The organism is Geodermatophilus sp. SYSU D00705 (assembly GCF_054050135.1).
This window is the reverse complement of the sequence record NZ_JBJGYT010000033.1, coordinates 1-19,674: the sequence shown is the minus strand read 5'-3', so window position 1 is coordinate 19,674 and position 19,674 is coordinate 1. Positions and strand designations below refer to the sequence as shown.

The following is a 19,674-nucleotide window of genomic DNA, read 5'->3' as shown; positions in this document are numbered from 1 at the left end:
GGGGTAGGAGCGGGTGGTGCGCCGGCTGCTCGTGGTCGTCAACCGGTCGGCGGGCACCGCGGACGACGAGGCGGTGGCCGCCGCCGTGGCCGAGCCGCGCCGGGACGCGGACGTCACGGTCGCCGCCACCGGGGACGAGGCCGACCTCGACGAGGCCGTGGCCGCGCGCGGTGACCGCGGGGTCGTGGTCGTGGGCGGGGACGGGTCCGTGCACGCGGTGGTGCGCGCACTCGACCGTGCCGGGGCCCTCGACCCTGCCGACCCCCTCGGGATCGTCCCCCTCGGTACCGGCAACGACCTCGCCCGGGCCCTGGGGCTCCCCCTGGACCCGGTCGAGGCGGCAGCGCTGGTCCGCACGGGCGTACGACGGCCGCTGGACCTCCTGCGGGACGACGCGAGGGGTCTCGTGGTCAACGCCGTCCACGCGGGCGTCGGGACGCGGGCCTACGCCGCGGCCGCCCGGGTGAAGCCCGTGCTGAAGCGGGCGTCCTTCCCGGTCGGGGCGGTGTTCGCCGGGATGACGACGACCGGCTGGGCCCTCCGGGTGGAGGTCGACGGCCGGGCAGTCGGCACCGGGGCCGGACGCGTCCTCATGGCAGCGGTGTGCAACGGCCCCACGATCGGCGGCGGCCGGCCGCTGGCCCCGGACGCCAGGCTCGACGACGGCCTCGCCGACGTGGTCCTCTGCGCGGCGACCGGGCCGGTCGCCCGGGCCGCGTTCGCGCTCGCACTGCTCTCCGGCCGGCACACCGCGCGGGACGACGTCCTCGTGGTGTCCGGCCGCGAGATCACGATCGCCGGCGAGCCCGTCGCGCTCGACGCGGACGGCGAGCTCGGGGACCCGGTCCCGTCCCGGACCTGGCGCGTGCACCGCTCCGCCTGGGCGGCGATCACGCCGCGCTGACCGCCCGGCCGGTGCGTCCGGCCGGCCGCTGGGCGTGTCGGTGATCCCGCCGTGCGACGGCCTCCGGACGGCGATAGCTTCCACGTCCCGGAGCCGACGGGCCGCCGGGCCGGAGGAGGTGCCGATGCCGGGCCGACGATCGATCTGCCTGTACACGCCCTCGACCGACCCCTCGGGCATGGGCGCGCACATGGTGGACCTGCTCGCCGAGTACGCCGGGACGGCGGACCTGGCGCTGATGATGCGGCCGACGACCGGGGGGCGGCGGCTGCTGGACCGGGCCGCCGAGCTGGGCTCCCGCACCGTCGAGCTGCCCTCGCCGCGCGACCCGGCCTTCGCCGAGGTGGTGACCGGGTTCCTCACCGAGCACCCGGCCGACGTCTTCCACTGCCACGTCGGCACCGGCGCCGAGGACTGGGACGGCGTCCGGCTGGCCCGCCGCGCCGGCTGCCGGGCGGTCCTGCAGACCCAGCACCTGCCCTACCTGGTGGCGCACCCCCGCAAGCGGCGGGCCTACTGGCACGGGATCGAGGAGGTGGACCGGCTGATCGCGGTCTCCGAGGGGCTGCGCCGCACCTACCACCGGATCGGCGTGCCGCCGGAACGGTTCACCACCGTGCCCAACGGCGTCGCGCCGCTGCGCGACCGGATCGGCCGGGACGCCGCCCGCGCCGCCCTCGGCCTGGACCCGCGGCAACCGGTCGTCATGACCCTCGGCCGGCTGACCCACATGAAGGGCCAGTGGCACCTGGTCGACGCGGTGCCCGGGCTGCTGGCCCGCTTCCCCGACCTCGCCGTCGTCCTGGTCGGCGACGGGCCGCTGCGGCAGGCGCTGGAGAAGCGGGCGGCCGCGCTCGGCGTGGCCGGCGCCGTCCGGTTCGCCGGGCACCGGACCGACGCCCGGCAGCTGCTGGACGCCGCCGACGTCTTCGTGCTCCCGTCGCGACACGAGGGGATGCCGCTGGTGGCGCTGGAGGCGATGGAGGCCGGCCTGCCGGTCGTGGCCACCCGGGTCATCGGCAGCGAGGAGGTCGTCGTCGACGGGCGGACGGGGGCGCTGGTCCGGCCTGGGGACCCGCAGGCGCTCGGTGCCGCGCTCGCGCGGCTGCTGGCCGACCCCGGCCTGCGTCGCCGGCAGGGCGCCGCCGGCCGGTGCCGCTACCTGGCCGCGTTCACGCGCCAGCGGATGGCCGCGGACACCGCGGCGGTCTACGAGGCGACCCTGCGCGGGGCGCGGCGGTGAGCCGGCTGCGGGTCGGGGTCGTCGGCACCGGGTTCATCGCCGGCCGGCACCTGGCCGCGCTGGCCGGGTTCGACGACGTCGAGGTCGTCGCCGTCGCCGACCCGGTGCGCGAGCGGGCCGAGGTGGCGGCCGCCCGCGTCGGTGCCCGCAGCCACGCGGACGGGGCGACGCTGCTCGACGCCGAGGAGCTCGACGCGGTGTGGCTGTGCGTCCCCCCGTTCGCGCACGGTCCGCTGGAGGCGGCGGCCGCCGCCCGCGGCCTGCCCTTCTTCGTCGAGAAGCCGCTGGCCCTCGACCTGGACACCGCCCGCGCCGTCGCCCGGCAGGTCGAGGACGCCGGCCTGACCACCGCCGTCGGCTACCACTGGCGACACCTGGACGTCGTCGCGCGGGCCGCGGAACTGGTGCCGCCCGACGCGGTCGCCCTGGTCACGGGGTCGTGGCTGGACCGGACCCCCGCGGCGCCGTGGTGGTCGCGCCGGAACGGGTCGGGCGGGCAGGTGGTCGAGCAGACCACGCACCTGTTCGACCTGGCCCGGCTGCTGGCCGGCGAGGTGGTGTCGGTCGCGGCCGCCGAGCGGCCGGCCGCGGTCGACGGCGAGGTGCCGACGGCCGCGGCCGCGGTGCTGACCTTCGCCTCGGGAGCGGTGGGCAGCATCGCCTCGACGCGGGTCCTCGGCCGGCGGCACGCGGTGGGCCTGCAGGTGGTCGCCGAGGGGCGCGTGGTGGAGCTGTGCGAGCGCAGCCTCGACGACCACGAGCTGCGGGTGGTCACCTCCGACGGCGAGGAGGTGCACTCCACCGGGGCCGACCCCGTCGCCCTCGAGGACCGGGAGTTCCTCGACGTGCTGCGGGGCCGGGCCGAGCGGGTGCGGGTGCCCTACGACGAGGCGTTGCGGACGCACGCGCTGGCCTGCGCCGCCGACGAGGCCGCGCGCAGCGGGGCGCCGGTCCGGCCGGACTGCTGAGGGAGCGGGCATGGGGGAGCGGCCGATCCGGTCGATCGGCGTGGTGGCGCCGGGGCGGCCGGAGCTCATCGACGACGTCGAGCCCGAGCCCGGGCCGGGGCAGGCGTGGGTGCGCACCGAGTGGAGCGGGGTCAGCGCGGGCACCGAGGTGGCGCTGGTCCGCGGCACCGATCCGCAGCACCGGCTGCACTGGGACCCGGAGCTGCGCGTCTTCGACCCGGACCGGGAGCCCGCGCCGTACCCGGTGCGCTCCCTCGGCTACATGGAGGTCGGCCGGGTCACCGAGAGCCGCACCCCTGCCCTGACCGAGGGCGCCCTCGTCGCCATGGCCTACGGGCACCGCACCGGCCGCTGCGCCGACCCGGCCCGCGTGCCCGTGCTCCCGGTGCCCGACGACCTCGACCCGGTCCTCGGCGTCTACCTCGCCCAGATGGGCCCCATCTGCGTCAACGGTCTGCTGCACGCCGCCGCCGACCTGGCCGGCCCCGCCGCCGGGGTGGACGCCGGCGTGCGCGACCGCTGCGTGCTGGTCACCGGCGCCGGGGTCATCGGGCTGCTGACCGCGCTGCTGGCGGTGCGGCACGGGGCCGCGGACGTGGTCGTCGCCGAGCCGTCCGCCGCGCGCCGCGCCGTCGCCGGGACCCTGGGCCTGGCCACCCTGGACGATGCCGGCGGGACGGCCTGGCGGGCGGTGAAGCAGCGGTGGCGGCACGGTCCGGGGGACGCCGGCGCCGACGTCGTCCTGCAGTGCCGGGGCCACGACGCCGCGCTGGCCACGGCGCTCAAGGCGCTGCGCCCGCAGGGCACCGTCGTCGACCTGGGCTTCTACCAGGCCGGGGCCGAGGCGGTGCGACTCGGGGAGGAGTTCCACCACAACGGCCTGGCCGTCGTCTGCGCGCAGATCGGCCGGGTGCCCCGGGGCATGGCCGACGCCTGGCCGCGGGCCGCCCTGGCGGAGGTCACCCTCGACCTGCTGCGCGCCCGCGGCGACGACGTCCGCACGCACCTGGTCACCGACGTCCTCCCGTTCGAGGAGGGCCCGCGGCTGCTGGCCGACCTGGCCGGGCGCCGCCTGGCCGCGCCACCCCTGCAGGCGGTGCTGCGGTTCCCGCCCGGCTGAGCGTCCCGTGACGGACCCACTTGTTCCGGATTCTCCGAAGGGGGATCGTCCGTGCCAACGCCGCGGACGCCGGGGTGCCGGGCTGCGCGGCGGCTCCAGGGGAGGGGCCGTCATGGGGTGGGGCATCGCCAGCGTCGTCGGCTTCGCGCTCGCCACCGGGCTGGTGATCGTGCTGGCCCGGAGCAACACCGCCCGGTGGGAGCGGGACCGCCGTGCGGCCCGGGCCACGGTGCCGCCACCGGAACCCACCTGGCCGCAGCTCGCCACGGCGCGCCTGCAGGCCGGCCTGGCGCACCGGGTCCACCTGCCGCACGTCCCGCACCCCCGGCTCCACCTGCCGCACGGGCGGATCCCGGTGCGCCTGCACCGGCCGCACCTCCCGCACGGGCGGCTCGCACTGCACCTGCCGCACCTGCCGCACGTCCCCCACCCGGTCCTCCGGGTGCCGCACCTGGCGGTCCGGCGGCCGCACCTCCCACGCGGGCTGCACCTGCCGCACCGGCCCTCCGCGCGTGTGCGCCCGGGCCGATCGGGGAACCGGACCGGCATGTCGAAGAAGCCCAACCAGGAAGAGCAGCAGGCGGCGGCCCGCCAGGCGAAGAAGGAGGGGATGTCGCCGAGCGAGGCCGGCGCGACCACGGGAGCCTCGAAGCAGATCCGCCACGTCGAGCACGGCGAGGACCGGCACGAGCACTCCAGCGCCCAGGGCAAGAGCAAGACCTGAGCCCGGAGACGCCGGTACCAGCAGCACCCGACGGGAGGACCCCATGGCCATCGCCACCATCAACCCGGCCACCGGCGAGACGCTCAAGACCTACGAGCCGCTGACCGACGAGGCGCTGGAGGACAGGCTCGCCCGCGCCGCCGCGGCCTTCGCCGGCTACCGGCTGACCACGGCGGCGCAGCGCGCGGGCTGGCTGCGGGCTGCGGCCGACGTGCTCGAGGCCGACACCGACCAGGTCGCCGAGCTCATGACCACCGAGATGGGCAAGACGCTGGCCTCGGCGAGGGCCGAGGCCACCAAGTGCGTCTCGGCGCTGCGCTACTTCGCCGAGCACGGCGAGGAGTTCCTGCAGCCGCGGCCGGCGGACGCGCGGAAGGTCGGGGCGGTCGAGGCCTACGTCGTCCACCAGCCGCTGGGCGTGGTGCTGGCGGTCATGCCGTGGAACTTCCCGCTGTGGCAGGCGATGCGCTTCGCCGCGCCCGCGCTCATGGCCGGCAACGTCGGCCTGCTCAAGCACGCCAGCAACGTGCCGCAGACCGCGCTGTACCTGGAGGAGCTGTTCCGCAAGGCCGGCTTCCCCGCCGACGTCTTCCAGACGCTGCTCATCGGCTCCGGCGCCGTCGAGCGGGTGCTGCGCGACGACCGGGTGGTGGCCGCGACGCTGACCGGGAGCAACGCGGCGGGCGAGGCGGTGGCGCGGGTCGCCGGGGACGTCGTGAAGAAGACGGTGCTCGAGCTCGGCGGCAGCGACCCGTTCATCGTCATGCCCTCGGCCGACCTCGACAAGGCCGCTGAGGTGGCGGTCACCGCGCGCTGCCAGAACAACGGGCAGAGCTGCATCGCGGCCAAGCGCTTCTTCGTGCACACCGACGTCGCCGAGGAGTTCACCCGCCTGTTCGCCGAGAAGCTGGCCGCCCTGACCGTGGGCGACCCCATGGACGACGGCACGAAGGTGGGCCCGCTGGCCACCGAGTCGGGGCGCGAGGACGTCGAGCGCTACGTGCAGGACGCCGTCGACAAGGGCGCGACCGTGGTCACCGGCGGGAAGCGGGTGGACCGGCCGGGCTGGTTCTACGAGCCCACCCTGGTGACCGGCGTGACCCCGGAGATGGCGATGTACTCCGAGGAGGTGTTCGGCCCGGTGGCGGCGCTGTGGACCGTCGCGGACCTCGACGAGGCGCTGCGGATCGCCAACGACCACGTCTACGGCCTGGGTGCCAACCTGTGGAGCGAGGACCAGGGCGAGCGGCTGCGGTTCATCCGCGACGTCCAGTCGGGCATGGCGTTCGTCAACGGCATGACCACGAGCTACCCCGAGCTGCCCTTCGGCGGGGTGAAGCAGAGCGGTTACGGCCGCGAGCTGACCGAGGTCGGCATGTACGAGTTCACCAACGCCAAGACGGTGTGGATCGGCCCGCCCAGCCGCCAGCAGGGCGAGGGGGACACGGGCGCGGCGGCCTCGGAGTGACGCTGTTCCCCGGTCCCGTGGGGGCCGGGGAACAGCGTGCCGGCCGGCACGGTTGGCGCGCGCATGACCGCTGTCGTGCTGGCCCCCGCCTACGGCGGGCCCGAGGTGCTCTCCGTCGTCGACGAGCCGGTGGGTGACCCGGGCCCGGGCGAGGCCCGGATCGAGGTCCGTGCCGCGGGGGTGAACCCGGCGGACTGGAAGAGCTACGCCGGCGCCTACGGCACCGACCCGGCGCTGTTGCCGCGGCGCCTCGGCTTCGAGGCGGCGGGGGTGGTGACCGCGGTCGGGCCGGACGCCGTCGGCCCGGCCGGCCCGGTGTCGGTGGGCGACGAGGTCATCGGCTTCCGGCTCAGCGGTGCCTACGCCGCGGAGCTGGTGACGCCCGCGGCGACGCTGGTCCCCAAGCCGGCGTCGCTGGGCTGGGAGCAGGCCGGTGGCCTGATGCTCGCCGGGGCCACGGCGGTGCACGCGCTCACCGCCACCGGGGTGGGCGCCGGCGACACCGTGCTGGTGCACGGCGCGGCCGGGGGCGTCGGCCTCATGGCCATCCAGCTCGCCGCCCTGCGCGGGGCGCGCGTCATCGGCACGGTCGGAGCTGACAGCGGCGACAGCGGCGACCTGGTGCGCCGGTTCGGCGCGGAGCCGGTGCGCTACGGGGAGGGGCTGGCCGGCCGCGTCCGGGCCCTGGCCCCGGACGGCGTGACCGCGGCCGTGGACGCCGTGGGCACCGACGAGGCCGTGGACGTCTCCCTGGAGCTGGTGCCCGACCGGGGGCGCATCGCCTCCATCGCCGCGTTCGCCCGGGGCGCGGCGGAGGGGATCCGGCTGCTCGGCGGGGGCCCCGGGGCCGACCCGGGCACCGAGCTGCGCGCCGCCGCCCGCACCGAGCTGGCCGAGCTGGCCGGCGCGGGCCGCCTCCAGGTGGTGGTGGCCGGCACCCACCCGCTGGCGGAGGTCGCGGCGGCCCACCGCGAGGGCATGGCCGGGCACACCCACGGGAAGCTGGTGCTCATCCCCTGACACGCAGCCAGTCGAGGATGCGCTGCGCCGTCCCGGCGGCGTCCTCCAGGTGCGGCAGGTGGCCGACGCCGGGCAGCATCTCCAGGCGCCAGTCCGGCCGGGTGGCGGCCAGGGCGCGGGCGGCGGCGACCGGTGCCAGGGGGTCGTCCTCGCCCTGCAGGTAGAGCGTGGGGGCGGGCACGCGGGCGACGGTCGCGCGGAACCGCCGGGGGCGCATGAGCAGGGCCATCGTGTCGGTGATCCCGCGCCACTGGACCGCCTGCGCGGCCGCGGCGTCCGGCCGGGCGGCCCGCTCCCGGGTCTCGGCCACCACGGCCGGTGCCAGGTCGGCCGGGAGGCGATCTGCGTGCGTCGTGGCCTGGCGCACCTGCTGGGCGACCACCTCCTCCGGGGTCATCCGGCGCAGCCGGGCGGCGACGGCGCGCTCGACCGGCGGCAGGCGGAGGAACGCCCGGCGGGCGGCCAGCACGGGGTCCAGTGGCAGCCGGGTCGGGCGGGGGACCGGTGGCCCGATCAGCACCAGCCGGTCCACCGTCTCCGGCGCCCCTGCCGCGTGCAGCAGCGCCAGGACGCCGCCCATCGACTGGGCCACCAGGACGACCGGCTCGCCGACCACCCGCTCGACGACCCGGCCGATCAGCCGCCGGTTGCCGGCCGCGGTGCCGGCCGCCGAGCGGCCGTGCCCCAGCAGGTCGACGGCGAGGACCCGGCGGTCCCGGGCCAGCAGCGGGCCGAGCAGGCCGAACCCCAGCGCGGAGGAGCCGAGGCCGTGCACGCACAGCACGGGAGGGGCCCCGGCCGGCCCCGCGAGCTCGAGCAGGTGCACGCGGTCCCCGGCGAGCTCGACGGAGATCGACCGGGTCCCCGCGGGCCAGGGTGCGGGGTGCGGGTCCACGGCCCTCCCTCCGCCCGGCCCACCGCAGGATCCCGCCGCGAGCGAGCGGTGGGGGGCGGGGGGCCTCTCTCAGACCTCCACGACGTCGAACGTGCGCGAGGGTGTCACGTACTCCTCCTGCGCGGCGACCAGCAGGATCTCCCGCGACCCGGCGTCCTCGGTGCGCTTGAGCAGCCCGTACACCGACGCCGCAGCCCGGCCCAGCGCCTGCCCGGCGTCCCGGGTGTCGAGCCAGTGCGCGAGGAACAGCGCCGCGATCGCGTCACCGGCACCGTTGACCGCGACGTCCAGCCGCGGGGTGCGCACCCGGAAGTGCCGGCCCCCCTCTGAGGCCAGCAGGTCGACGGCGTCGTCCGGGGTGTCGTCGGTGACCAGGGACGTCGTCAGCACCACCCGGGGCCCCAGCGCCTGGACGGCGGCCACCGCCTCGGTCACGTCCGCGAGGGTGCGGGTGGTGCGGCCGGAGAGCGCGTCGAGCTCGTAGTGGTTGGGCGTCACGACGTCGGCCGCGGGGACGGCGACCTCGCGCATGAACTCCGGGATGCCGGGGCGGACGAACACGCCGCGGCCGACGTCCCCGATGACCGGGTCGCAGCAGTAGACCGCCGCCGGGTTGGCGTCGCGGACCCGCTGCACGGTCTGGACGACGGCGTGGCCGATGTCGGCCGAGCCGAGGTAGCCGGAGAGGACGGCGTCGCAGCTGCCGAGCACGCCGCGCTCGCTGATGCCCTGCACGACCTCCTCGATCGCCGGGCCGTCGAAGACCCGGCCCCGCCACTCGCCGTAGCCGGTGTGGTTGGAGAACTGCACCGTGTGCACCGGCCACACCTCGATGCCGAGGCGCTGCAGGGGGAACACGGCCGAGGCGTTGCCCACGTGCCCGTAGGCGACGTGCGACTGGATGGAGAGGACGGCGACCATGGGCAGAACCGTCGCACAGGCACCCGCCGCCGACGACGGCCGAGGTGTCCGCCCTCCTGCGGGCCCCCGGCAGGTGGGACGGGCAGGATGGCGGCATGGCCCACCCACCCCTCCGCTCCTCCGGTGTCGTCGGCGTCGCCGGCCGGATCGACGAGCCGGTCGACGTCCGCACCGGCGACCTGCGCCTGGCCGGCCGGCCGCTGCCGGTGACCAGCCCGGCGCGGGTCTACGTCTGCGGCATCACCCCCTACGACGTGACCCACCTCGGGCACGCGGCGACGTTCGTGTGGGCCGACGTGCTCGGTGCGGTGCTCCGGATGGCCGGCGCCGACGTGGTGGCCAGCCGCAACGTGACCGACGTCGACGACGTGCTGACCCGTGCCGCCGACGCCCGCGGCCGGCACTATGACGAGTTCGCGCTCAGCCAGGAGTTCGCGTTCGAGCAGGACATGCGCGCCCTCGGCGTCCGGCCGCCGACGTACGCGCCGCGCGCCCGGCACCACATCCCGCACGTGCAGCAGCTGGCCGCGGCGCTGCTGCGCACCGACCGCGCCTACGTCCGCGAGGGGCACGTCTACTTCCGCGCCGGGGACGTCGCCACGCGCTCCGGGCTGGACCCCGCGCGCGCCCGCGAGCTGGCCGCCGAGTTCGGCGACACCCCCGACGACCCGCTGCGCGAGGACCCGCTGGACGTGCCGGTGTGGCGGCCCTCCGGGGACCGCGACCCGGCCTGGCCGAGCCCGTGGGGCTGGGGGCGGCCGGGCTGGCACGCGGAGTGCGCGGCCATGGCGACGGCGACCCTCGGCCACGGCGTCGACGTCCTCGTGGGCGGGGCAGACCTCGCCTTCCCGCACCACGCGCACCAGACGGCGATGGCGGAGGCCGCCTCCGGCGTCGGGCCGTTCGCGCGGGCGCAGGTGCACGTCGGGGCGGTGTCGCAGGACGGCGCCAAGATGGCCAAGTCGACCGGGAACCTCACGCTCGTCGCCGACCTGCTGCGGGTCACCACGGGCCCGGCGCTGCGCCTGCTGGTGCTCGACCGGCCGTGGTCGCAGCCGTGGGAGTACCGCCCGTCGCTGCTGGAGGGGGCGCAGGCGCGGCTGGACGAGCTGTTCTCCGCCGCGGGCCGGCCGTCGTCGTCCGCGGCCGGGCGTGAGGTCACCGACCGGCTGCTCGACGACCTCGACGTGCCGGGCGCCCTGGACGTCGCCGTCGCCGACGGCGGGGACGCCGCGCGGCTGCTGATCCGGGTGCTCGGGCTCGGCTGACGGGCAGTGGTCTGGCCCGGAGGGCGGGCTCCTGCCAGGCTGGGCCGGCCCGTCGCCCCGCCGACCGGAGGTCGTCCATGGACAGGCTGCGTCCCGCCGATGCGCCCGAGCCCGCGCCGCGCCGCGGTGAGGTGGTCGGGTTCGGCCCGCCCGTGGAGCGGGACGGCGTCACCGTCATCACCGCGACGGCGTCCCGCGCGCACACCGCGACCCGCCGCGACGGCCGGTCGGCCGACGCCGGCCTCGACGCCGAGATGGCGGGGGCGCGGCCGCTGGGTGCCTTCGTCGTCCGCGACGGGCGGGTGCGCTGGCGGCCGGCCGTGGACGTCACCCGGCTGCTCACCACCGCCGAGGTGGTGGTCGGCGGCGTGCTCGTGGCCCGGCAGCTGGCGCGCCGGCCGAGTGCCGCGAAGGCGCGGGTCTCGATGGGCCCCGGCGGCTGGGTCAGCATGAAGGGCGGCGTGATGGCGGTGCGTCCCGCCGAGCACGCCTGGCGCCGCCGGCGCCCGCTGCCGCCGCGGGTGCGCCGCCCGTGGTGGGCGCGGCTGCTGGCCGCGGTGACCCTGGAGTCGCTGGTCGACCGCTGAGGCGCCGGCCCGTCGCTGGCGGCCCGCCATCCGATCGACAGCAGGGGAGGACGGGGCGGGACGCGGGTCAGCGCGTGGGCAGGGAGAGGTCCACGAGGGACGTTCGACTCTGCGCCCGGAGGCCGATCGGCGCCCTAGCCTGTGCCGGAGCGGTCCCACGGGGGCCAGGGCGTGGAACGGACGGTGGCCCGGTGGACGACGACGATCGGCAGCGGCGCCGGATCCGGGTCTTCCTGCTCGACGACCACGAGGTGGTCCGGCGCGGGGTGGCCGACGTCCTGGAGAGCGACCCGGACATCACCGTCGTCGGCGAGGCGAAGAACGCTACGGAGGCGCTGGCGCGGGTGCCCGCACTCCGCCCGGACGTCGCCGTCCTCGACGTCCGGCTGCCCGACGGGGACGGCGTCTCGGTCTGCCGGGAGCTGCGGTCGAGGATGCCCGAGCTCCGGGTGGTGATGCTGACCAGCTACAGCGACGACGAGGCGCTCTTCGAGGCGATCATGGCCGGGGCATCGGGCTACCTGCTCAAGCAGATCCTCGGGCAGGACCTGGTCGCCGGCATCCGCGCCGTCGCCGAGGGCGGCTCGCTGCTCGACCCCACCGCGACCACGGCGGTGCTGGAGCGGCTGCGCCGGGTGGCCGAGCCGGCCGGTCCGCTGGCCAAGCTCAGCGACCAGGAGCGCACGGTCCTGGAGCTGATCGGCGAGGGGCTGACCAACCGGCAGATCGGCGAGCGCATGTTCCTCGCCGAGAAGACGGTGAAGAACTACGTCTCCCACCTGCTGGCCAAGCTGGGGCTGGAGCGCCGCACGCAGGCCGCCGTCCTCGCGACCGAGCTGCGCGGCACCGGCAGCAGCAGCGGGGCGGCCCGCCCCGTCTGAGCCGCGCGGGCGCGGGTGCCGGCGGGTCAGCGCAGCGGCGCCCACCAGCGCAGCCGGGTCCCACCCTCGGGCAGCGGCTCGACGGTGGCCGCACCACCGCGGCGGCGCGCCCGGTCCTCCAGGTTGCGCAGCCCGCTGCGCGCGGCCCGGGGGTCGATGCCGCGGCCGTCGTCGACGACCTCCAGCACGACCTCCTCGGCCACGTCGAGGGTGACGGTGACGTGGTCGGCGCCGGAGTGCCGCGCGGCGTTGCTGACCGCCTCTCGGGTGACGGCCTCCAGGTCGGCGGCGAGCTCGCCGGCCACCAGGCTGTCGACGGCGCCGGACATCCGGACGGTGGGGTGCAGGTGGCGGCCCGCGGTCTCGGTGACGATGTCGAGCAGCCGCCGGCGCACGCTGACCGGCTGGTCGCCGTCGCTGGTGGTGTGCAGGTCGAAGATCGTGGTGCGGATGTCGCGGACGGTCTCGTCCAGCTGGTGCACGACCTGCCGGATCCGCCGCTGGGTCTCGGGGTCGGAGACGCGGGGGAGCACCGACTGCAGGCTCAGGCCGGCGGCGAACACCCGCTGGATGACGTGGTCGTGCAGGTCCTGCGCGATGCGGTCGCGGTCGGCGTAGACGTCGAGCTGGCGGGCCAGCCGCTGGCGGGCGGCCATGTCGAGCGCGACCGCGGTCTGCTCGGCGAACGTGCGCACGAGCGGTTCGAGGGCGGCGGGGAACCGCGGGGCGCCGGCCCGGCGGGCGGCGATGAGGACGGCGTCCTCGGCGGCGCCGACCCGCAGCCGGACGCCGGTGCACGGACCCCAGGCGACCTGCGGGTGCGGCCCCTCCCAGTCCAGCCCGCTGCTGTCCACGCTGACGCTGAGGACGGCGTCGGGCCCGGTCAGGGCGTCGAGCACGGGGTTGGACCCAGGGCCGAGGCGGACGCCGGTGGCCGGCTCCAGCCCGTCGCCGCACTGCGCGCGGATCACGTAGCAGCTGTCACCGGGGTCGGGGCCGATGAGCAGCCACGTGGCGTCGGCGCCGGTCAGCTCGGTCACCCGCTCGGCGACCAGGGCCAGCGCGTCCTCGGCGGAACCGGTGCCGAGCAGGCAGGCGCGGACGTCGGACACCGCGGCGGTCCACTTCCGGCGGGACTCGCCCTCCTCGTACAGGCGGGCGTTGTCGATCGCGATGCCGGCCGCGCCGGCCAGCGCGGTCAGCGCCGCCTCGTCCTCGGCGGTGAACTCGCCGTGGCGCTTTTCGGTGAGGTAGAGGTTGCCGAAGACCTCGCCGCGCACGAGCACCGGCACCCCGAGGAAGGAGTGCATCTCTGGGTGGTGCGGTGGGAAGCCCACCGACGCGGGGTGCCGGCTCAGCTCGGGGATGCGCAGCGCGCGGGGCTCGGTGATGAGCTGCCCGAGCACGCCCTTGCCCTGGGGCAGGGAGCCCATCCGCGCCGCGAGCTCGTCGTCGATGCCGACGTGGACGAACGCGGCGAGGCCACCGGCGGAGGACAGGACGCCGAGCGCCCCGTAGCGGGCGTCGACCAGGTCGACGGCGGCTTCCACGATGCGCTTCAGGGTCGACTCGAGGGCCAGACCGGTGGAGACGCTGAGGAAGGCGTCGAGCAGGTGCTGCACCCGGGTCTGCGTGCGCGCCACCGCGGCCAGACGGTCCTGCACCTCCTCCAGCAGTTCCGTCAGCCGCATCCCGGCCAGCGGCGACGCCTGGATGGCCGGTGCGGCGTCCGCACCTGGCTCAGGCGGCATGAGCGGCCCCATTCCCTCGGCAGTTCCGAGACTGCCACGGCCGCTCGGTCAGGGGAAGGCGCTGCGGCGCCTCTCGACGGACGCGGGCCGTCCGTTCCCCGCCGGCGCCGGCACGGGGACGTCGCGCTGCGGGCCGGCGCGCCAGCCGGCGACCAGGCCGATGCCGATGCTGATGTAGCAGCGGTCCGGCCACCGCGCGACGTGCGGCCAGGGCAGCTCGTCCAGTGCGGCGATCTCCGCGGGGTCGGTGACCGACCGGGAGGGGCCGACGACGGTCACCGTCCACCCGGTGCAGGTGTCGGGGTCCAGGGAGTCGACCTGGAACGCCACGACGGCTCCGCTGGCGCCCGGGACCAGGGAGCTGCACGACCGCGAGGGGATGACCACCTGGTCGGCGTGCACGCAGAACGACACCGGGGCGATCGCCGGGAGCGCGTCCCTGGTGTAGCCGAGCCGGCCGATGCGGGCGGTCCTCAGCAGGGACCGGCAGTCGGGGTCGTCGAGGTCCTCGACCACGTGGTCCAGGGCGGGGGTCGGCACGGAGGCCTCCTGCTCGGGGCGCGTGGGGCGCGCGGTCGATCCCGCCGATGGTTCGAGGGACCTGGTCCGACTCTGCGTGCCGCGGGCCGCCGGGCAGAGGGACCTACGTCCTGACCCGGACGGCCAGTCGTCCCCGGCCACCCGTGCGCATCGGCCCAGGCCCGGGCCCCGGCCGGCCACCAGCGGGCTCACCCGCGCCGGCCGGCGAGCTCCGCGGCGACCTCCTCCGCCCACCGCCGCACCAGGGCCCAGTCGCGGAAGTCGCCGACGGGGGCGCGCATCGCCGTGGCCATCGCCCGCTCCCCGAAGCTCAGCAGTGACAGGTCCAGCCGGCCGGGGAAGACCCGGTGGCCGCGGGCGCCGACCAGCGCCGAGGTCGGTGCGACGTCGTGCGGCTCGTCCGGCGGGAAGGGCGCCGGCCCGATCGGGCCGCTGGAGAACAGCCACACCGCGCGCTCGCGCAGCGCGCCGGTGTGCGCGGCCGCGTACTCCCGCGCCGGCTCCAGCCAGCGTCCGGCGTAGACCGCGCTCCCCAGCACGACCGCGTCGAACGGCCCCGGGTCGGGCCGGGACTCCACGGGCGCGAGGACGGCGGACAGCCCGGCGGCCTCGCCGGCCGGCGTCCCGGGCAGGTCGCGGGCCAGGGCGGCGGCGATCTCCTGGGTCGCCCCGTGCCGGGTGGCGACCGTGACCAGCACCCGCGGACCGGCGGTCACCAGGTCCCGCCGGTCATCGGCCCGCGCCGGTCACGGGGACGACGGCCACCGGGCAGCGCGCCCGGTGCAGAACGGCGTGCGTGGTGGAGCCCAGCCGCGCCAGGCGCCGGCGGCGGTGGCCGACGACGAGCAGCTGCGCGGTGAGGCCGGCGGCGACCAGCGCGGCCGCGGTCCTGTCGCGGACGACGACCTCCCGCACGTCGACGCCGGGTGCCCGCTCCCGCCACCCGGCGAGCGCCTCGGCCAGCAGCCGCTGCTCGTCCGCGGCCACCGCCGCCCAGTCGACCAGGGGGCCCAGCGTCTGCAGCGAGGGCTCCTGGGCGACGTCCCGCCAGGCGTGCACGGCGACCAGGTCGGTGTCCCGGGCGGCGGCCTCGTCGAAGGCCAGGGCGAGGACGGCCTCGTCCCCGGGCCGGCCCTCCACGCCGGCGACGACCGAGCGTCGTCCGGTCACGAACGCGTCGGTCTCGTCCGGCAGCACGACGACCGGGCAGGGGGCCTCCAGCGCCAGGGCGGTGGCGGTGGAGCCCAGCAGCAGGCCGGCCACGCCGCCGGTGCCGCGGGCGCCGACGACGACCAGTTGCGCGCCGGCACCGGCCGCCCGGAGCGCCTCGACCGGGTCGCGATCGTCCACCGCCCAGCGCACCCGGCCGGCGCCGAGCGTGGCTGCCGCCGCGTCGGCCGCCGCACGCAGCGCGGACTCGGCGGCGGTCCGCAGGAGGCGGGGCAGGTCGGCGTCGCCGACGGTGGGGACGGGCAGGGCCGTCGTGGGCCAGGACGCGGCGGTCACCAGCAGCAGCGGTGCGTCGCGCAGCCGGGCCGCCTCGACCCCGAACGGCACGGCGCGAGCCGCGGCCTCCGAGCCGTCGACGCCCACGACGACCGGTGCCGCGCCGGGCGCGGTCACGCGACGCTCCCCGGGCGGACGGCCGCTGACGTCGTGTCGACAGGTGCGGACACGGGACCTCCTCGCCGCGGGTCCCCGACGCTAGGGGCGCGCCGGCGCCGGGCCAAGGGCCGGCCGGGTGGTGGGCGGCGCGACCAACGTCCTGGCCGGCCGGGACGCTCGGCCTCCTGACACCGCCCGCCGACCGCGGCCAGGGTGGACGCCGCCCGGGGGGAAGGGAGCCGCCATGGACACCGCCGCGGACCGCCGGGTGGTCGTCGGCGTGGACGGCTCGCCGGGCGCGCGCGGCGCGCTGGCCTGGGCGGTGGCCGCCGCCGGGCGCACCGGGGCGCGCCTGGAGGTGCTGAGCGCCTTCGCCATGGACCTCTCCTGGGCCGATCCGCAGCTGGCCGCGCCCGGCCGGGTCGACGCCGTCCGCACCGACACCGCCGAGCGGGCGCGGGCGCTGGTCGCCGAGGTCCGGCAGGAGGTGGCCGGCGGCGCCGACGTCCCGGTCGAGGTGGGCGTGGTCGCCGGGGCCGCCGCCGCGCACCTGGTCGCGCGGTCGGCGGGGGCCGAGCTGCTGGTGGTCGGCAGCCGGGGCCGGGGCGTGGCGGCCAGCACCCTGCTCGGCTCGGTGGCGCTGCACTGCACCGCGCACGCCAGCTGCGCGGTGGTCGTCGTCCACCCGGTGCCCGCGCCGCCGCAGCCGCGCGTCGTCGCCGGGCTGGACGACACGCCGGCCGCGCACCGGGCGCTGGCCCGCGCCGCCGAGGAGGCGGCGCGGCTGGGCGCGCGCCTGGAGGTCGTCGCGGTCCGCCGGGGGCCGGAGACCTGGGGCGACCCGCCCCCGGCGCCCCCCGCACCGGCCGGGACGCGGGTGCGGGAGGTGGTGGAGCACGTCCTCGGTGGGTGGGCGGAGCTCACCGGAGCGGAGGTCGTCGTCGACGTCGAGGAGGGCGCCCCCGCGGACGTGCTGGTCCGCCGGGCCGAAGGGGCCGCGCTGCTGGTGGTGGGCAGCCGCAGCCGCAGCCGGCTGCCCGGGATGGTGCTCGGCTCGGTGGCGCTGCGCTGCGTGGTGCACGGGCGCGGGCCGGTCATGGTGGTGCACCCGCAGGAGCCCGCCGCGGGGCGGGCCTGACCGGCACCCCGAGCAGCAGGTCGAGCGCGCCCCCGATCGCCACGCCGAGGGCGGCGCCGCCGACGACGTCCAGCGGCGCGTGCGCGCCGAGGTACACGCGGGCCAGGCACACCAGCACGGCGAGGACGACGAGCAGCGCCCGCCACCGCCGCCGCAGGTACGGGGCGAGCAGGACGACCGTGCCCGCGGCGACCACGGCGTGCCCGGAGGGGTAGGCGACCCCCGCGGACGGCACGTCGCGCAGCACCGCGCCCGGGATGACCGACCCCGGGCGCTCCCGCTGCACCAGCCCCTTCACCAGCTCCCCGTGCACCAGCAGCTTGAGCGGGACCAGCAGGACCAGTCCCAGCGCCAGGCGCCACCGCCGCAGCGCCAGCGCCGGGACGGCGACCAGCAGCGGCAGCCCGAGGACGCCGAGCAGCTGCACCGCCCACAGCGGCCGCTCCCAGGCGTCGGGGAGGCCGTTGACCCAGGTGAACACCGTCCGCTCCGCCGGCCCGACCCCGCCGGAGGCGACCGCCCACGAGCACAGCGCCGCGACACCGGCGCCGGCCAGCGCGAGCGCGGCGTCGACCGGCCGGCGGCGGTACCCGGTGACGGGCCGGGGGCCGCCCGGCCGCGGGCCGCCGGTGGTCACGCGCCGAAGCGGTGCTCGAGGCGCGCGGTCAGCAGCCCGCCGACCAGGGCCGGCAGCCAGAACGTGAGCACGCGGAACGCGAGGGCCGCCGCGCACGCGCCGGCCAGGGGCGCGCCGAGGGCGGTGAGGGCCAGCAGCAGGGCGACCTCCGCGGCACCCGGCGCGCCGGCCACCGGCAGCACCGACCACAGCAGGTGCAGGGCGGCGTAGACGCTGGCGGTGGCCAGCAGCGGCACCGAGCCCCCAGCGGCGTGCATCGTGGCGGCCAGCGCCCCGGCCTCCAGGAGGACCCCGGCCGTGGACCAGCCGAACTGCGCACCCCGCCGCCACTGGACGCCGACCGGCACCCGGGCCAGCGTCGCCAGGAGGGCGGCCAGCCGCCGCGGGCGGGGACTGGGGTCGTTCCGCCGGGCCAGCCACTGGCCGGTGAGCACGAGGGCCCAGGCGGCGAGGCCGAGCGCGACGGCCGGCACGAGGGCCTCGGGGGCGTCCCAGTCGCCGAGCCGGCCCTCCGCCGCGGCCATGACCAGCATCCCGCCGGCGACGACGACCGCGGCGACGACCGCCCCGAGGACGTACCGGTCGGTCGAGCGCCGGGCGTCGGCGGGCAGTACGCCCGCGCGCTCGAGGAACCGGGCCGCGGACCGGCGCGAGCCCTCGCCGCCGTGCAGCAGCGACGCGGACTCCGCGACGAGCGAGGCGGCGTAGGTCCGCCCGAGCGCCAGCCGCCGCTCGACGGTCAGCAGGGCCGCCGCCGCGTTCGCCGCGCGGGCGAGCACCGCCAGCGCGAGCGCGGCGCCCAGCCAGCGCCAGCCGCCGTCCTCCAGCACGTCGAGGAACTCCGTGGCGCCGGCCAGCAGCGGGACGCCGACGAGCACCAGCGCGGCGCCCGCGGCCACGGCGAGGCGGGCCGCGGTGCCGGGCGGGCCGAACTCCGGCCGGTCGGGGTCGGGCAGGCCCAGCCGCTCGCGGAGCGCGCGGCGCAGCGCCTCCAGCCGGGGGCGGTCCTCCCGCAGCGCGGCGCGGGTGGCCGACGTGAGGCTCAGCGGCGTCAGCTCCGGCAGGGCCGCGGCCACGACGTCCGGACCCAGCACGTCGACCGCGCAGCCGACGACCGGCGCGGGGTCGGTGCGCAGCGCGAGGGAGGCCAGCAGCTCGGCGACGTCCGCGGCCATCGCGTCGTCCGAGGCGCCGGTCAGCGCGTTGCCGAAGTCGACCACCCACGGCCGGCCGCCGGGGTCGACCAGCACGCTGGCGGTGCCCAGGTCGTGGTGGGCGACCCGGGCCGCCCGCAGCAGCGCCACCTGCCGCCACACGTCGGTCAGCAGCTCCGGGGTCAGCTCCTCGGCGGCCAGCCGGTCGAGCCCCCGGCCGGTCAGGTGCTCCTGGACGACGAGGGCACCGCGGTCCTTGCCGCGGGCCAGCAGCACCCGCGGCACGTGCACCCCGCGCTCCCGGGCGATCATCGCCGCGACCGCCTCGTGCTCTGCCTGCTGGCCCAGCGGCGCGACGGCGTCGGCGTCCTTGACGTCGCGGACGGCCAGCAGCCGCCACAGGCGGTAGAGCCAGTCGCGCTCGCGGCGGTCGGGCTCCAGCCACTTCACGTACAGCCGGCGGCCGCGCTCGTCGACGGCCTCGAACGGGACCGAGCTGCGCGCCTGCACGTCGGCCGGCCGCACGTCCCGCACCGGCAGGCCGTAGTGCCGCAGCCACCGCTCGACGCGGTCGGGCGGCACCTCCAGCCGCGGGACGCCGAGCACCCAGTGCACCAGCGAGCCGATCGCCCAGCCGACGCCGAGCCCGCCCAGGATGTCCAGGGGCAGGTGGGCGCCGACGTAGACACGGGCCAGGGCGACGCACCAGGCCAGTGCCCAGGCCGGGGGGGGGGGGGGGGGGGGGGGGGGGGGGGGGGGGGGGGGGGGGGGGGGGGGGGGGGGGGGCGGGGGGGGGGGGGGGGGGCCGACCCCCCCCACCCCGCCCTCCCGCCCGTCGGCGGCCCCGTGG

The 19,674-nt window shown here is 77.8% G+C and carries 19 protein-coding genes; 11 read left to right on the top strand and 8 right to left on the bottom strand.

Annotation, left to right across the window (positions count from 1 at the left end; translation table 11 throughout):
- The first annotated feature begins 16 nt into the window (after positions 1–16).
- The 7 genes from ACI78Q_RS19670 to ACI78Q_RS19640 all read left to right on the top strand — a co-directional run bounded on the left by ACI78Q_RS19670 (position 17) and on the right by ACI78Q_RS19640 (position 7,447).
- A complete protein-coding gene (locus ACI78Q_RS19670) occupies positions 17–904 on the top strand; it encodes a diacylglycerol/lipid kinase family protein (RefSeq protein WP_456925131.1) in 888 nt (295 codons plus the stop codon).
- A gap of 124 nt (positions 905–1,028) precedes the next feature.
- Positions 1,029–2,147, top strand: coding sequence for a glycosyltransferase family 4 protein (locus ACI78Q_RS19665; protein WP_456925130.1), 1,119 nt, complete (start codon positions 1,029–1,031; stop codon positions 2,145–2,147).
- Positions 2,144–3,115, top strand: coding sequence for a Gfo/Idh/MocA family protein (locus ACI78Q_RS19660; RefSeq protein WP_456925129.1), 972 nt, complete (start codon positions 2,144–2,146; stop codon positions 3,113–3,115). The genes ACI78Q_RS19665 and ACI78Q_RS19660 overlap by 4 nt, the downstream gene beginning before the upstream one ends.
- Before the next feature lie 10 nt (positions 3,116–3,125).
- Positions 3,126–4,235, top strand: a complete 1,110-nt coding sequence (locus tag ACI78Q_RS19655) for a zinc-binding dehydrogenase (protein ID WP_456925128.1) — start codon at positions 3,126–3,128, stop codon at positions 4,233–4,235.
- Between the two features lie 112 nt (positions 4,236–4,347).
- On the top strand, positions 4,348–4,959 hold the full coding sequence (locus tag ACI78Q_RS19650) for a hypothetical protein (protein WP_456925127.1): 612 nt from the start codon (positions 4,348–4,350) through the stop codon (positions 4,957–4,959).
- Between the two features lie 43 nt (positions 4,960–5,002).
- Entirely contained in the window at positions 5,003–6,427 is a 1,425-nt protein-coding gene (locus ACI78Q_RS19645; protein WP_456925126.1) for an NADP-dependent succinic semialdehyde dehydrogenase, read from the top strand.
- 63 nt (positions 6,428–6,490) lie between these two features.
- Positions 6,491–7,447, top strand: coding sequence for a quinone oxidoreductase family protein (locus ACI78Q_RS19640; protein ID WP_456925125.1), 957 nt, complete (start codon positions 6,491–6,493; stop codon positions 7,445–7,447).
- On the opposite strand, the gene ACI78Q_RS19635 is transcribed toward ACI78Q_RS19640, so the two are convergent.
- Positions 7,437–8,342 (bottom strand): alpha/beta fold hydrolase, encoded by a 906-nt coding sequence (locus tag ACI78Q_RS19635; protein ID WP_456925124.1) that lies wholly within the window; start codon positions 8,340–8,342, stop codon positions 7,437–7,439. The genes ACI78Q_RS19640 and ACI78Q_RS19635 overlap by 11 nt on opposite strands.
- Before the next feature lie 69 nt (positions 8,343–8,411).
- Positions 8,412–9,263 carry a pyridoxal kinase PdxY gene (gene pdxY, locus ACI78Q_RS19630; RefSeq protein ID WP_456925123.1) on the bottom strand — a complete coding sequence of 284 codons (852 nt, stop codon included), beginning with the start codon at positions 9,261–9,263 and terminating at the stop codon, positions 8,412–8,414.
- A 95-nt stretch (positions 9,264–9,358) separates the two neighbouring features.
- Between pdxY and ACI78Q_RS19625 the strand changes: the two genes are divergently transcribed.
- The 3 genes from ACI78Q_RS19625 (at position 9,359) to ACI78Q_RS19615 (ending at position 11,999) form a co-directional block, all read left to right on the top strand.
- Complete coding sequence (locus ACI78Q_RS19625) at positions 9,359–10,531, top strand: cysteine--tRNA ligase (protein WP_456925122.1); 1,173 nt, start codon at positions 9,359–9,361, stop codon at positions 10,529–10,531.
- A 77-nt stretch (positions 10,532–10,608) separates the two neighbouring features.
- On the top strand, positions 10,609–11,118 hold the full coding sequence (locus tag ACI78Q_RS19620; protein ID WP_456925121.1) for a hypothetical protein: 510 nt from the start codon (positions 10,609–10,611) through the stop codon (positions 11,116–11,118).
- Between the two features lie 191 nt (positions 11,119–11,309).
- The gene (locus ACI78Q_RS19615) at positions 11,310–11,999 is read left to right on the top strand and encodes a response regulator (protein ID WP_456925120.1); all 690 of its coding nucleotides are present in this window, start codon (positions 11,310–11,312) and stop codon (positions 11,997–11,999) included.
- A 26-nt stretch (positions 12,000–12,025) separates the two neighbouring features.
- Here ACI78Q_RS19615 and ACI78Q_RS19610 read toward each other — a convergent pair whose 3' ends face one another.
- From ACI78Q_RS19610 to ACI78Q_RS19595, 4 genes are all read right to left on the bottom strand, one after another.
- Positions 12,026–13,750, bottom strand: coding sequence for a GAF domain-containing protein (locus ACI78Q_RS19610; RefSeq protein ID WP_456925119.1), 1,725 nt, complete (start codon positions 13,748–13,750; stop codon positions 12,026–12,028).
- Between the two features lie 48 nt (positions 13,751–13,798).
- Entirely contained in the window at positions 13,799–14,290 is a 492-nt protein-coding gene (locus tag ACI78Q_RS19605; protein ID WP_456925118.1) for a pyridoxamine 5'-phosphate oxidase family protein, read from the bottom strand.
- Positions 14,291–14,478: 188 nt separating this feature from the next.
- Positions 14,479–15,006: a flavodoxin domain-containing protein gene (locus tag ACI78Q_RS19600; protein ID WP_456925117.1), complete on the bottom strand. Its 528-nt coding sequence runs from the start codon at positions 15,004–15,006 to the stop codon at positions 14,479–14,481.
- Between the two features lie 13 nt (positions 15,007–15,019).
- The gene (locus ACI78Q_RS19595; RefSeq protein WP_456925116.1) at positions 15,020–15,913 is read right to left on the bottom strand and encodes a universal stress protein; all 894 of its coding nucleotides are present in this window, start codon (positions 15,911–15,913) and stop codon (positions 15,020–15,022) included.
- A gap of 226 nt (positions 15,914–16,139) precedes the next feature.
- On the opposite strand from ACI78Q_RS19595, the gene ACI78Q_RS19590 reads away from it, so the two are divergent.
- Positions 16,140–17,033, top strand: coding sequence for a universal stress protein (locus tag ACI78Q_RS19590; protein WP_456925115.1), 894 nt, complete (start codon positions 16,140–16,142; stop codon positions 17,031–17,033).
- Here ACI78Q_RS19590 and ACI78Q_RS19585 read toward each other — a convergent pair.
- Entirely contained in the window at positions 16,990–17,670 is a 681-nt protein-coding gene (locus tag ACI78Q_RS19585) for a phosphatase PAP2 family protein (protein WP_456925114.1), read from the bottom strand. The genes ACI78Q_RS19590 and ACI78Q_RS19585 overlap by 44 nt on opposite strands.
- Positions 17,667–19,430, bottom strand: coding sequence for a lysylphosphatidylglycerol synthase domain-containing protein (locus ACI78Q_RS19580; RefSeq protein WP_456925113.1), 1,764 nt, complete (start codon positions 19,428–19,430; stop codon positions 17,667–17,669). Before ACI78Q_RS19580 ends, ACI78Q_RS19585 begins: the two co-directional genes overlap by 4 nt.
- Positions 19,431–19,674 lie beyond the last annotated feature (244 nt).